At 51.9% G+C, this 13178-nt stretch carries 13 protein-coding genes and 1 pseudogene; 6 read left to right on the top strand and 8 right to left on the bottom strand.

The features are described from left to right. Window positions 1–103: 103 nt before the first annotated feature. Window positions 104–442: a hypothetical protein gene (locus C483_RS20575; RefSeq protein WP_160166242.1), complete on the bottom strand. Its 339-nt coding sequence runs from the start codon at window positions 440–442 to the stop codon at window positions 104–106. A gap of 381 nt (window positions 443–823) precedes the next feature. On the opposite strand from C483_RS20575, the gene C483_RS19200 reads away from it, so the two are divergent. Then, window positions 824–1300 (top strand): hypothetical protein, encoded by a 477-nt coding sequence (locus C483_RS19200; protein ID WP_083860364.1) that lies wholly within the window; start codon window positions 824–826, stop codon window positions 1298–1300. A 275-nt stretch (window positions 1301–1575) separates the two neighbouring features. Here the strand turns inward: C483_RS19200 and C483_RS00060 are convergent, their stop codons facing one another. From C483_RS00060 to C483_RS00055, 3 genes are all read right to left on the bottom strand, one after another. Further along, window positions 1576–2214, bottom strand: a complete 639-nt coding sequence (locus C483_RS00060; RefSeq protein WP_152419796.1) for a hypothetical protein — start codon at window positions 2212–2214, stop codon at window positions 1576–1578. A 5-nt stretch (window positions 2215–2219) separates the two neighbouring features. Beyond that, window positions 2220–3023, bottom strand: a complete 804-nt coding sequence (locus tag C483_RS19740) for a hypothetical protein (RefSeq protein ID WP_006651292.1) — start codon at window positions 3021–3023, stop codon at window positions 2220–2222. A 474-nt stretch (window positions 3024–3497) separates the two neighbouring features. Continuing rightward, window positions 3498–4280, bottom strand: coding sequence for a helix-turn-helix transcriptional regulator (locus C483_RS00055; RefSeq protein ID WP_006651291.1), 783 nt, complete (start codon window positions 4278–4280; stop codon window positions 3498–3500). Window positions 4281–4883: 603 nt separating this feature from the next. Here C483_RS00055 and C483_RS00050 point away from each other — a divergent pair. Next, on the top strand, window positions 4884–6719 hold the full coding sequence (locus tag C483_RS00050) for a transposase (RefSeq protein WP_049912332.1): 1836 nt from the start codon (window positions 4884–4886) through the stop codon (window positions 6717–6719). A 215-nt stretch (window positions 6720–6934) separates the two neighbouring features. Further along, window positions 6935–7171, top strand: coding sequence for a TOBE domain-containing protein (locus C483_RS00045; RefSeq protein WP_006651289.1), 237 nt, complete (start codon window positions 6935–6937; stop codon window positions 7169–7171). 106 nt (window positions 7172–7277) lie between these two features. On the opposite strand, the gene C483_RS00040 is transcribed toward C483_RS00045, so the two are convergent. Further along, the gene (locus C483_RS00040) at window positions 7278–8729 is read right to left on the bottom strand and encodes an aldehyde dehydrogenase family protein (RefSeq protein WP_006651288.1); all 1452 of its coding nucleotides are present in this window, start codon (window positions 8727–8729) and stop codon (window positions 7278–7280) included. Between the two features lie 199 nt (window positions 8730–8928). On the opposite strand from C483_RS00040, the gene C483_RS00035 reads away from it, so the two are divergent. Next, window positions 8929–9264 (top strand): EthD family reductase, encoded by a 336-nt coding sequence (locus C483_RS00035; protein WP_006651287.1) that lies wholly within the window; start codon window positions 8929–8931, stop codon window positions 9262–9264. A gap of 210 nt (window positions 9265–9474) precedes the next feature. After that, window positions 9475–10344 (top strand): amidohydrolase family protein, encoded by an 870-nt coding sequence (locus C483_RS00030; RefSeq protein WP_006651286.1) that lies wholly within the window; start codon window positions 9475–9477, stop codon window positions 10342–10344. A gap of 34 nt (window positions 10345–10378) precedes the next feature. Here the strand turns inward: C483_RS00030 and C483_RS00025 are convergent, their stop codons facing one another. The 3 genes from C483_RS00025 to C483_RS00015 form a co-directional block, all read right to left on the bottom strand. Then, on the bottom strand, window positions 10379–10840 hold the full coding sequence (locus C483_RS00025) for a MaoC/PaaZ C-terminal domain-containing protein (RefSeq protein WP_006651285.1): 462 nt from the start codon (window positions 10838–10840) through the stop codon (window positions 10379–10381). Between the two features lie 107 nt (window positions 10841–10947). Beyond that, window positions 10948–11286: an AzlD domain-containing protein gene (locus C483_RS00020; protein ID WP_006651284.1), complete on the bottom strand. Its 339-nt coding sequence runs from the start codon at window positions 11284–11286 to the stop codon at window positions 10948–10950. Continuing rightward, window positions 11283–12089: an AzlC family ABC transporter permease gene (locus C483_RS00015; protein ID WP_006651283.1), complete on the bottom strand. Its 807-nt coding sequence runs from the start codon at window positions 12087–12089 to the stop codon at window positions 11283–11285. Before C483_RS00015 ends, C483_RS00020 begins: the two co-directional genes overlap by 4 nt. 340 nt (window positions 12090–12429) lie before the next feature. On the opposite strand from C483_RS00015, the pseudogene C483_RS00010 reads away from it, so the two are divergent. Continuing rightward, window positions 12430–13178, top strand: a pseudogene (locus C483_RS00010) (hypothetical protein); the annotation flags it as partial.

Genomic DNA, 13178 nt, shown 5'->3' with positions numbered 1-13178 from the left:
GAGATACCTCTATGATAAGCACGGCTTTGTTCCAGCGATAGAGCAACCGAACCGGCTATTTAGACCATACTCTTCGATATCTGATACTGGTAGCTACCAGATTCTAGAAAGAATCAAGGCCTCGTTGGTCGTCCGTGACGCCTTTCCGACCGCCGGCACGAATCGACCTTGGATCGACGATCTCCCCAGATTCGAGGCAGCGCTCGATCCACTCGGCACGCTGACCGCTGTTCTCAAGATGATCGTACGGGTAGTGGGTGCCACCTTCGGTCAACCGATCAGTGACGACGCGAAGGGTTCGACGAAACATATCGTTCGTATCCTGGTTGAGCAGCGAGGGATCGGCCAGCACCCAAACATCACCGTTCCACTCGAGAGTGCGGCGATCGACATCGACTGACTTGGCGAGGTCGACTATGTCAACGTCGGTCGGTGGGTTCACGTCTGTCTCTGGTTGCTCAAGGCCACCCGCAGCGAGCTGCCGCCAGTCATCAGCGAACTCGTGACGTTTGAGAAGTGACCAGGTCGTTAAGTTGATTTGGACGTCACAGTTGAGGAGTGCGAGCTCCCAGGCGTATCATGAGTCGCGGTCAGCCTGTACCAGTGGGCGATTGCGACACCGCTGCAACAACTCACTGAAAGATCTAACGTATTTCGGTTCAATCAGCCGAGAAACACCTCGACAGTGAGCACTTTCAGGGCATCACAGTTGACCCCCGACGTTTAGACTTAAAGGTCGACATCCTCAAGTAATCAATACCCGGTTCAGAAACGAAGGAAACCAAGCAGAAAACATTTAGGACACTATGGACAATGGAAAAACATGAATCGGCGAACATTGCTTGCTCTAGCTAGCGCGTCTGCTGTCGTTGGTCTTTCAGGATGTACCGGTGGAGATGATGAGGAAACCAATACCGACGATGAAGAAACCGATACAGAAGAAGAGGGTGAATCAGAGGATATGTCTGGAGGATACGACTTTTCATCATGTGACTATGAACTCAACGATGAGAAGATCAATGCACCACTTGATGAGAGTCAATACAACGATCCATCAGGGGATAGCACTACCCGACCAGAATATGACGGAATCAATGTGGAAATCGGATATCAAGAGGATATCGAGGACGACGAGTTGAAAGAGTTAGAGAGTATCTTCGGACATGATGCGACTCATTCTGAGGACACTCGAGGCTATTCGACTCCTAGAGATACTCCGATAGACAAGTGTAATGTTGCGAAACTTTCCAACAGAGATTACATTGAGTATATTGTCCCAATACCAATCGACGAGCCCTAAACAGTAATACCATACAAAATAACATATTGAAGTGGTTGAGATTATTCGCTCAACCTAACCCAGTGAAGGCGGGGATTGGCCAGTCAGTATGAATTTTTGAGGGGAAAATAGCGCGGTCGGATCCTACACTCTTTTCAAAATCACATCTACTACACATACAGGTGTATTTGGAGCGACATCTCTAAGATCAATCGCTCAGTGGCAACTGGGTATAGCTCAAGACAAGATTCGAAAAAACTGTGAAACCGGGGAAGTCCCAAATGAGATGTCAATTATCAGTGACAGGCGATATCCAAATTGACTGAAACCGATCCATCGGGATCAACAGTAACGAGGGCAGTTTCCTCTGTAGCTGCACCGCGCTCTCCTACGTTAATTCGCGTAGAATCGGAATCATCACCGTACATCGCGACTAATTCGATCTGTTCGTTATGCGGGATTTCGATGCGCTCAATTTCGGCTTTTGCGTCCTGCAAAATCGCGCTCGGGTCTATTTTATCGGTTGATTCGGTTCCGATATTATCCCCATCTGTATCGGCGTTAGCCACAGCAGCATCCAGTTCTTCCTGTAATTGTTGACTGTTAATTCCGACTGTATTGACAGTAATGCTGTCGATTTCACGGTCATCTGTACCAACCTGTTGGGTGTCTGTATCGGGTTGCTGCTTATCCGCATCAGCTTCTTCAGTTACCCGCCTATATGACACGTCTATGGGTTTATCATCAGATGAGTTGTCGATTATACGAACATCGGGTTGATACGGAGAGTCGCGATTCGCAGTATTTCGATCATCTTCATTGGAATCAGCAGAGACTGGTGTCGAAATCGCGGCTCCCGCTATTGAGGCACTGGATGCTTTCAGAACTGTTCGCCTGTCAATTCGGCTGTCTTCGCTGTCAGTGTTATCTGTCATTGTTTCTAAAGAGGATCTCGAATATTGTTCTGTGAACAATCACTGTATCGGAGGTCACTAGCATCAACCTCATCAACATCATCGGTTACTTCATTACCACAGAGATTTTCTCCACCCTCAGCCATACATGGGAAATACGACCCACTCCGAGACATTGGCGTGCCCGCGTAATCATCACTTCCTATGATCCCACCGTCCTCGTAGAATGAAGCATTCCCCATGACATGATGACCCGCTCCCGATGGGTCATCGAAGCAATCTGGCTCATGATCCATGTATTCGATAATATTATGCCCGATTTCGTGAATCACAGTACTTGTGCCTCTGTAGGGATTCGAATCATCCTGGAATTCTGATTGGCCACTATCATCATCCCACTCGAAATTTGCTATCCAGTTAGCTTTTCCTGCGGTGGCGAATGTCGAGTTTGTTCCCGCACCAGCCCTCCCGAAAATGTCGTCAGCATCGTATGTCAAGAGGACATTCGAATCACTGGATGTTTGCCCTGCGTCGAGCTGGTACTCCGCATAGTCACGCCACCAGTCAAGTAAGTAATCATATTCTTTTCTGTCGTCGGCTGGATGTGGTGGATCGGGAAAAGCATCACTCTCACGCCAAGTTAGGAATGATTCATCGAGGTTCTCTGTCGGTGCCGGTATCTCGATGAAATATGATGTTACAACGGCATCTTCACCCATGTCATCAAATACCTCTTCTACCGCATCCTCAGCTGAAGACATCGGTGACCAGTTCTCTTCTTCTGTTGCCTTTTCTGTCTGGAATATTCCTATGCTGTAGTGGCTACTCATCGGTGATCACTCTCCATTTCTTCGATGGGACATTGTCCGACATCGCGTCTAGTCGATTGTGGACAACTATCTTTACTTTACTCCATGAAAAAATATTCAGGCCGCAACTAATTAATCAATGTGTGAATAACCTATTAGCCAATAATAAGGTGGATGAAATAGTAGCTCAATTAATTCCCCAAATACATTAATTTCAAAGTATTTCAATCAATACCATTCCCCCGAGTGGTAGTCACAATGACGGGGGAACAAACACACACGAAGAACACTCGTATTTGTCTCCTTGAAGCGGAAACAAACACGTCGTATTCCGACAGAAACTCAAAGTCAAGGTGTTTGATCAGCGATACTGTCTTGATAGCCACAGTATTCAACAAGTGTCGATCAGTAGTCTCAAACTTGAGCACTATATTTTTTAAACACACCAATAGAGTGAAATATGGCTGTCAAAATCAGAACTGTTGTTAGGAGGGTTCAAGAGAGTGTTAGCGGCATACTCTCGGCTTCATATTTTGAATACCAGTCTCTCGCCCACGTAACTGCGGCCTTGTCCTTAGAATCAATGACGCCGCGAACAACACCAATATCGTCGTGAAGGACAACAAGAACATGTTCGACAGGTTCTGTGATCACGACGACTCCCATCGGGACTTCACCAGAGTACGAATAAGCCTCGAAATTTCCGGTATTAAGGAGTGTTTTGAATTCGTTACTGAGTTCCGTTTGCACATGTTCAGTCGCCTTCTTTCCGAAAACAAATTCGGCATCCAGTTGGTTCGCTGTCGCCTGAGTCAAATACGTCTCTACCATAGCCGAGAAAATAGTTGGCACAACACCGCTAATCTTAGCCGCTTCAGAGACTTGTTCTTCAAGATATTCGTACACACGATCTGGTCTCGTCTTCCCGATTACAAGTGTCGTTGCATCAAGAGCGACTGACGGATCAAGAACCGATCCAATCTCCTGTCTTGTTTCGAGTAATTGCTTCGATTCTACAAACGTCTGGACGATTTCATCGGTTCGCTCATACTGTGTATAGATGATTTCGCCAAACGTCGTCGGTGCATACATACCATCCTGTTTTTTGACTAGATTGTGATCTTCGAGTTGTTTGAGCCCACGGTAAACCGTCGACTGTGAGGCGTCTACCTCGTCGACCAGTTGGTTTTGATAAGCCGGGCCATCGATGAGTCGTTTGAATATCGACGACCGTTTGTGGAGGACCATGTAGGCGGCGTGCGCTTTCTCCGCATCCATGATTCTATGTATTGTGAAAATACACTTATAGCTAATGGAGATAACGATAAGAGCTAACTAAAATTGTGGTGTTCAATATGGCATAGTCAGGCTAGATAACGTACGACATTCGTGCCCTGTGCGCATAATCAACAGGTCAAGCAACGGAAAAGAAACCACGTGTTGTCGAATACCCAATCGATGGTAATGGGTTATACTTTCACTCTGGGAGCGTATACTTTTTATTCGAACTCAGGAAAGTATGGGGTAATGACAAACAGATTCCCGGAACAAAACACCTCTCTTTCTACTGCATCCACTTCTGCTGATTCTCGTTCGTGGGAGGAACGCAACCGTGAAACATTAAACTCGATTGACCTAGATAACNCCTCTCTTTCTACTGCATCCACTTCTGCTGATTCTCGTTCGTGGGAGGAACGCAACCGTGAAACATTAAACTCGATTGACCTAGATAACATTTCCCGAGAGCCTGGAGAAAACCCGTATAATAGTTTCTACTCTGCTGATCCAGTTGATCCAAAACACTCTACCCATCAAGCTGCTCTCACCACCGCCCACGAAATTATCGACGATCTCAACGACGAGATCGACGTGGCCAATGCCGTGACAAACGCGAATATCCCACTCGAGAAATTCAACGATCCCTACTGGGATGACCACCCAGAAATCTACGAGTTCGAGGTAATGCTCCGGTCGTTCATCTACGCCGAACTCCGAGGAATCCGTTATCACCAGGATCTCGCGGACTTCCTCGAGCGCAACCCCACGATCGCGTTCACACTGGGCTTCGAACCGGACTTCGGTGACGAAAACGAGTATCCTGCCCTCCAGGTGTACCACACGCCGGAGACGCCTCACCAGACGACGATCACTCGCTGTGCGAACCGGCGATTCCTCGCTCAAGCGGAGAAGTTCATCACGGACGTCGCCGACGAGGTCGAAGCCTACTGCCGCCGACACACCCACCTCGTCGAGATGCACGAGCTATGGAGCGAGGACGAGGACCTGAATCCAGGCGAGTCGGAAGAAGAACTCGACCCGGACGGCCTCACGAAACAGCAGATTCGACGGCTCGTGAACGAGTTGATGCGCCACGTCTGTCCGAATATCAGCTTCCAACGCGGGAAGAGCAAGGAGATCCGCAAAAACCTCTTTCTCGAGGTGATCGCCCACTGCGGGCTGACGAACTCGAGTGTCTACGGTGGCGGCGACGTCTTCGATATCTACGCTTGCCCCGAGGACGGTGAACTGCCCCACGGGAAGACGTTCTTTGACCACATGAAGGGGCTGTGTCTCGAGGAGATGCTCGAGATGTTCGACGCCGCAATCGAAAGTATGGTCGGCGGGGCACAGGATATCGGCCTCTACGACCGGCCCGTCGACATTGCAATCGACGTGACGACCGTCGAGTACACCGGGATCGGGAAGACGTTCAGCTTCGAAACGATCGCCGACCCCGACAATGACGACTGGGGCGATCGCGAACGGTCAGAGGCGAAAGAGGCGATCGAGGAGTGGGAGCTCGAGCCGATCGTCGGCGAGGACCCAGCGGACATCAAGCACGCGAACTTCGACGACCCAGATAAACGGGCTGCTGCCAAGCGCGTACGGGACTGTGTGCAGTGGGTGAACGGCACTAAAAAGCAAGACGAGGATATCGAATACGGCTTCCAGTTCGCCGCTGCGGCATTCGCTGAGCATACCTGTCCGATGATCTACGGCGTCGAACCGATTGACGGGCGAAGCGGTGAAGAACTCGCCGGCCACGTCAGTCAGTTCGTCGAGCGAGCGCAGGACCTCGTGGTCGTGGACACGGTGTATATGGACGCCGCCTACGGGCGCTGTTCAGAGGTTCACAACCAGTTCCACTACGGCCGCGGGTTCCGAACTGCCGACCGATTCGACGTCGAGTACGTCGCGAAGATGGAAGAGCGAAAGCGTGTGAGACGTGAGGTTCTCGAGGAGCGGTATAAAATCGATCACCGATTCGAAGAGGGCGATACGCCACTGAGCATCAAGCGGAACTACGGTTTCGGCGATCACCACAGCGGCAGTGGAAATGCTCACACGACGCTCGTGGCGATCGGGAAGTGGGACAAAGACGATATCGAGGACAAGGAAACTGACCGGGTCGTCTTCGCGACGAACCACCAAGGCGATGATCCGGCGGACCTACGGCGATTCATCAACGGCTATCGTGACCGATGGATCATCGAGAACGGGTTCAAAGAGGTCAAGAAATTCATCGCCGAGACCCGAAGCTCCGACCATCGGCCCCGGTTGTTCTACTTCCTCTTCGCGATCTTGCTGTTCAACACCTGGATGCTCGTCGATCGGCTCGCGAAAAAGCGTCTCGGGATGGAGTTCGCTGGTGAACCGCTCATCAAGTTCGAGGTGTTCGTCGCCGCCGTAGCGAACTTCATGCGGCCTATCGACTAAGCTGGCCGCCGTTCCGGGTTTGAATCTCGAGAGTGGCAACACTATTCTGTGACTCAATTTTCGCCGTTTTCCTATCACGTTCGACTAGATAGACGATTCTAGTTTTCTGACAGAGGGTGTTTTCACTCGAAAGCCGGTGTGGTCTTACTTTTCTTCACTGTTAGCTGTGCTTAGTAGAATCCGTTTCTCGATCAGCTGTTGTTACTATAGAAGGCATGTTCGATGGAAGTGGCGCCGTTTGTGCGGTGGTTCGTCCCGAGGCATTTGACTTTGGTGGGCCACTCGAGACGACAGTTGAACGGGTGACGTATCTCGGCGAGCGCACGGAACTCCTCGTGAGATTGTCAGACGACCGTACTGTCACGCTTCGGACCGAGGGGAGCACGTTGTACAGCCGGGGCGATACCGTCTCGGTGGGGATCGATCCTGCCTCCGTTCGGGTACTCGAGTAATCAACTCAAGGCACCCGTTCTCGATTTTTCGACTACGACGAGCAATGGCTCTGGTCGTCGCTTGCTCGGCATCAGCAAAAGCCTCGTGGCTTGGCCCCGAGGCGATTTACTCTAACTTGATGTGTACGTTCTTGACTTCTGTGTACTCATTGATAGCCATCTCACCCTGAGCACGGCCATGGCCACTTTGTTTTGTGCCACCGAAGGGAGTCTGTGGCCAAGTATTGGGCGTCTCATTGACCATGACCATTCCGTAATCGAGTTGGTCAGCGAACGTATGTGCGCGACTCAGATCATTCGTCCACACGCAAGCAGTCAATCCGAACGGTGAGTCGTTTGCGACGTTGAGTGCCTCAGCGTCGTCGCCTACTTCGATGATCGATAGTACAGGTCCAAATATCTCCTCACGGGCAATAGTCATATCATTGGTGACGTCAGCAAACACCGTCGGTTCAACGAAATGTCCGCTGTCTTTTTCTTCAGGAGTTCCTCCGCCAGCAACCACGGTAGCGCCCTCCTCTTTCCCAGTTTCAATGTAGTCAAGAATCTCTTGCTGTTGGTCCTCACTGACAACTGGTCCCATCTGACCATCATCATCAATACCACCACCCAGTGGGATACCCTCAGCAATTGAGGAAATCTTCTCAACCATCTCATCGTATACGTCCTCGTGGACAAGCAGGCGAGAGTTCGCCCAGCACATCTGACCGGCATTCATGAAGATACCATACTGGACACCACGAGACGCTGCATCAAGGTCAGCATCCGGCAAGACGATCGCAGGACCTTTTCCACCGAGTTCTAGTGTAACACCAGCTACTGCTTCTGCAGCATCCTGCTGGATCGTTTTACCAACCTCAGTGCTTCCAGTGAAAGTAACGTGGTCAACATCTTCGTGACTGGCAAGTGCCCCTCCAGCTTCAGACCCGGAGCCTGGGACGACATTAATAACTCCCGACGGAAGTCCGACTTCTTCTGCGGCTTTTGCGTAGTATAGTGCCGAGAGCGGCGTCATGCTCGACGGTTTGAGGACGACACTATTTCCAGTAGCCAACGCTGGTGCAATGCTACGACCGGCTAATTGGAACGGAAAGTTCCAAGGAGAGATGTGGGCAGTCACACCGACAGGTTCACGCGTCGTATAGTTAATCCGTGAATCCGAAACTGGGACCTCACTGCCTTCGACCTTGTCGGTCCAGCCAGCGTAATATCGGAACGTGTCGATCACCATATCGACCTCAAGTCCCGCTTCAAATGGCGTTTTACCGTTGTCGTGAGATTCAACCATAGAGATCTCGTCTTTCATCTCTTCAATGGCATCTGCCATTGCGTGGATTTTCTCACGACGCTTATCAGGGCTCATCTTGCGCCACTCTGAGCCTCGAGAGACCGCGGCAGATGCTGCTTTCACTGCTGCATCGATATCCGAAGCACCCGCCTTTTGGACTGTCGCATACTTCTCTTCTGTTGCGGGGTCTTCGGTTTGGATTGTCTCGCCACTATTGGATTGAGTCCATTCGCCTGCGATATACAGGTCTGTCGGACCGGAGTACTTCATTGCATACGATACTCAGGTCCCTTCCGTGTTAATGGTTTTCATAATCATACACATTGGCCAAACAACCATACGTGGTGTCATCGATTGTATGGAGAACTAGTGTCGAACAAGGTTGCTTCAGGAGCCATCTCGAAGAGAGTGACTAATGAAAATGTGCAGTACCGATAGAACAAAGTCAGCTGACTGTATAGTTCTGTGTATGGTAAAGCTAGTCGAGTTTCTCGTTCGAGATGACGAGTATAGTCATGAGGAATTCGTTGAGCACTGGCAGGGTGAACACGCCGAACTTGCCTCTGAATTGCCAGGATTGGAACGATATAGCACGTCCGTCCCTGGCAATCCAACCGAGGTGGAATACGACGGTGTTCTCGAACTCACTTTCGAGAACTCACAAGCGCTCAACGAGGCGTTCAAGTCTGAGGTCGGTCAAGAAGTCCAAGAAGATGCTGCAGAATTTACCATCCCCGGGAAGGGACCACGATTAGTAGTTGGCGAGACAGTTCACGTTTCTGACTCCGGACAGAACAACGGATAGCAGTTTCTACAGATATACAGCAAGGGTGCCTCAGGGCTTGCCCCGCGGTACTTTGCTGTTTTCCGTGTATACTGATGAGAGACATGGAGCACTCTATCAGACACGGGGACGCCGACGGGCGATATGCCACCTCACCAGCCCGTTCTCCAATTGGGAAGAGTATGATGCAGTGTGAGTACACCTTTATGGTATCACTACATCCGTACTCGTATGGGAATCGATAGCCTCCCCAGCGAGCAGCGCGCAATCGATATGCACGCTCACCAACCGACCAGCGAGTTTCTTCACGACGCCGGTGGGCAGATGATGCAGGATGCTGCCGATCGATTCGGTGCGGACCTCGAAACGGACACCTACGAAAACATGATCGAGGAGTACCGAGAAGCCGGCGTCCGTCGAGCCGTCCTCCTTGGATGGGACGCCGAAACAAACACGGGTAACCCGCCGGTGCCAAACGACTACGTCGCGGACATCCGTGACGAGTACGACGATTTCTTCGTCGGGTTTGGTTCTGTCGACCCGCTCAAGGATGACTGCGTCGAGGAGGCGATTCGCTGCGTCGAAGACCTCGACCTCTCAGGGTTTAAGTTTCAGCAGATCGCCCAAGGATTCGATCCATCTGATTCCGAACACGAAGAGCTCTGGGCAACGATCGAGGACCTTGGCGTCCCAGTCGTCTTCCACGGTGGCAACTCAACACTGGGCGCGTGCTCGCCTGGTGGCCGTGGATTAAAAGTCAAATATGGCAACCCGATGTTGATCGACGATGTGGCAGCTAACCATCCCGATCTGCAGATCCTCATCGCTCACCCAGCCTACCCATGGGAGAAAGAACAGCTCGCCATCTGCCAGCAGAAGGGCAACGTCTACATGGACCTCTCGGGGTGGATGCCCCGCTATATCGACGAGCAGGTGTTACACTACGCCAAGACGCTGCTCTCAGACAAGGTCATGTTCGGCACCGATTACCCGATGCTTGAACCCGAATCGTGGCTTGAGCAGTTCGCCAAGCTAGACTTCGACGAGGAGGTCCAGCGCAAAATTCTCTGGGAGAACGCAGAAGCGTTCCTCGGTCTGTAGACGAATCACTTCGAGTGATCCGAGACGTCGACCGTTATTCCTGACGCTTGATTAGGAACTTCATGTCGCCTTCGAAGACAACGGTCTCGTCTTGGTTAGTCATCACCGTGTCGAAGACGACAAGTCCTGCATCGTCACGACTGCTCACCTCTTTTTTCTTGCTCACTTCCATTTCGAGAGAGAGCGTGTCCCCGATGTAGACAGGGTTTGGGAGGTCCATATAGTTCATACCGAGAAACGCGAACGCCGTACGCTCGACAATACCAGTTCGGTAAACGAAGCCCGTTGCCTGCACGAACGTCATCGGGCCGTGGGCAATACGGCCGTCGAATGAACTTTCCTCTGCATACTCTTTGTTGGTATGAAGCTCTGTCCAGTCACCGCTCAGCGCGGAGTGTACGACGAAGTCGGCCTCCGTGACGGTCCGACCGACACTTTCGAACTCTTGGCCTTCTTCGAAGTCTTCGTAGTGATGTGGCTCGTAGCTATACGCCATCATGAGATTGTTCACAGAAGAATGTTAAATACGTTTTCTTTCGAGTGTTCGTCTCAGTGGGAAGCAATCGCCGACTGGAAAAACGGTTATCTGACGGAACTAGTCCGTCAGAAGAGCAAGAATTGGAACGTCCAGAGGGCGATCATACCGACGACGATCGTCGCTAAGATGTCGCCTCGCCACCACGCGACTGCGGCGGCAACAACACCGGCAAGCAGCCGTTCGTCAAGGATCATTTCGGTGACTGCTGCGCTTGGCGTGACGAGTTGGGGTGCAACGAGCGCCGCCAGCACAGCTGCAGGGACGAACTTGAGGAAGCGTTTGATGCGCGCAGGAACCTGGTTGATCCGGCCGAACAGGTGAATGAACGAGAGCCGGATGAGGTAGGTAGCGATGGCGATTGCGACGATCACAGCCCAGATGCTGAACATTGAGTACTCGTTCATTGTCCCATCACCTCCTCGGCGGCGACGCCGGCAGCGATCCCTACGCTCGCGGCGATGAGAAGGTCAGCACCCTCGGGAAGACCGGTCTGAGAGACGGCGAGTGCCGCAACAATCGCGACGAGAGCGCTCGTGAGCGCGGCAACGAGTTGCGGGTAAGCATCGATAGCAGGGATCAGGATCGCAAGGAAGACGAGAGGAATCGCAAACTGGAGATTCCAGGAGTCGGGAATCCCTGCACCGAGCACGAAGCCAGCGATTGTCGTTGCAACCCATACAAGCCAGATACTCACGCCAAGGCCAAGGTAGTACAGACGCTTGTTGCGGTCACTATCCTCATCTGCGTACTCGCCGATCGACACCGCGTAGACGTGATCCGTGAGGAAGTATGCGAGATACGCACGCGTCTTCTTTCCGTACTCAGTGAAGTGGGGTGCGATCGACGCCGAGTACATAAGCATTCGAAGGTTGATCACCAAGCCAGTAAAGACGATGATCACGAGCCCCGCGTTCGCGTCAATCAGTTCGACCATGACGAGTTGTGCGGTCCCCGCGAAGATGCCCGCAGACATCGCGATCGTTTGCAGTGTCGACAGTCCTGCACTGTCGGCGGCAATACCGAAGACGAGTGCGAACGGAATGAGACCCAGCAAGATCCCGATGGAATCGCGGGCCCCCGCTCGGAAATCTGCGTGTAGTAGTCGTGAAAGCAGCCGTTGATCCTGCGGCTCCGGTTCGAGAGCGGTACGTGCGTCTGGATCGGGGGAATCGTCTTGCCCTGCCGATGCGGTTTCGTTCCCTGACATTGTGAAGTTGGTAGTGGTCTCCAGTCGTGAGGCGGTCGCTTGATTGAAATTCGCCGATGCGGCACTGAGCCGTTCGGCGGTCAATCATCTCGTCCACTGGTTGAATCGATCGTCGTTGCTATCTCCTACCGCGAGGTATGTTACCTACTATGTAGAATATAGCCCTAGTTCAAAACTGTATCGAATTTTCATCTTAGTAGAGAGGTTCTCGTCCAAGACCTATCTTTGGACAGCGAGAGAATCCCACCGTTTACGGTGGGCGTGAATCGCGTCACTGAACTACACGATCCACCGTCGACAGCAGGCTGGATATTNGTTAGTTTATCTACATAGGCTATATATGGCGATCGAGGTCACTCGCACCTACGTTGGTTCTATCCAGAACCAGCGACAGGTCGACGATGGCCTCGATTCGCTCGGCGATTCCGCCGCGAAAATCTGGAACGTCGCACGCTGGACAGCCGACCGCATCTGGGATGCAACCGGCGAAATCCCTGATGAAGGAACGTTGAAAGCGTACATGAAGAACCGCGAGTGCTGGAAAGACTTGAACGCCCAATCCAGTCAGAAAGTCATCGAAGAACTTTCTGACGCTTTCCAGTCGTGGTTCGATCTGCGACAGACAGACAGCGATGCGAACCCACCTGGCTACCGCAAACACGGCGATGAACGACCACGCAGTACGATCACGTTCAAAGCAGATGGTNGACAGACAGACAGCGATGCGAACCCACCTGGCTACCGCAAACACGGCGATGAACGACCACGCAGTACGATCACGTTCAAAGCAGATGGTTTCAAACACGATCCCAAGAACAATCGCGTCCGACTCTCGAAAGGGTCGAGTCTGAAAGAGACCTGGTCGGACTTCATCCTCTGTGAATACCAGACACGCCCCGACGTTGACCTCTCGGAAATCAACCGCGTCCAGAACGTTCGGGCCGTCTGGAACGGTGACGACTGGGAGCTTCACTTCGTCTGCAAAGTCGAACTCGAGACGCAGGATTCAGCTGGCGACGGCGTAGCAGGCATCGACCTCGGCATCACGAACATCGCTACGGTTGCCTTCCCCGACGAGTACGTCCTGTA

Source organism: Natrialba hulunbeirensis JCM 10989 (assembly GCF_000337575.1).
Taxonomy (GTDB): domain Archaea; phylum Halobacteriota; class Halobacteria; order Halobacteriales; family Natrialbaceae; genus Natrialba; species Natrialba hulunbeirensis.
Note: the sequence above shows the minus strand (reverse complement) of the source record. Positions and strands in the feature narration are given on the sequence as shown.

Excerpts from the sequence above, each read along its gene's own strand:
- C483_RS19200 (WP_083860364.1), top strand. The coding sequence starts at position 824 with ATGAATCGGCGAACATTGCTTGCTCTAGCTAGCGCGTCTGCTGTCGTT.
- C483_RS00055 (WP_006651291.1), bottom strand. The coding sequence starts at position 4,280 with ATGGATGCGGAGAAAGCGCACGCCGCCTACATGGTCCTCCACAAACGG.
- C483_RS00060 (WP_152419796.1), bottom strand. The coding sequence starts at position 2,214 with ATGACAGATAACACTGACAGCGAAGACAGCCGAATTGACAGGCGAACA.
- C483_RS00020 (WP_006651284.1), bottom strand. The coding sequence starts at position 11,286 with ATGAACGAGTACTCAATGTTCAGCATCTGGGCTGTGATCGTCGCAATC.
- C483_RS00015 (WP_006651283.1), bottom strand. The coding sequence starts at position 12,089 with ATGTCAGGGAACGAAACCGCATCGGCAGGGCAAGACGATTCCCCCGAT.
- C483_RS00035 (WP_006651287.1), top strand. The coding sequence starts at position 8,929 with ATGGTAAAGCTAGTCGAGTTTCTCGTTCGAGATGACGAGTATAGTCAT.
- C483_RS00040 (WP_006651288.1), bottom strand. The coding sequence starts at position 8,729 with ATGAAGTACTCCGGTCCGACAGACCTGTATATCGCAGGCGAATGGACT.
- C483_RS00030 (WP_006651286.1), top strand. The coding sequence starts at position 9,475 with ATGGGAATCGATAGCCTCCCCAGCGAGCAGCGCGCAATCGATATGCAC.
- C483_RS19740 (WP_006651292.1), bottom strand. The coding sequence starts at position 3,023 with ATGAGTAGCCACTACAGCATAGGAATATTCCAGACAGAAAAGGCAACA.
- C483_RS00045 (WP_006651289.1), top strand. The coding sequence starts at position 6,935 with ATGTTCGATGGAAGTGGCGCCGTTTGTGCGGTGGTTCGTCCCGAGGCA.
- C483_RS00025 (WP_006651285.1), bottom strand. The coding sequence starts at position 10,840 with ATGGCGTATAGCTACGAGCCACATCACTACGAAGACTTCGAAGAAGGC.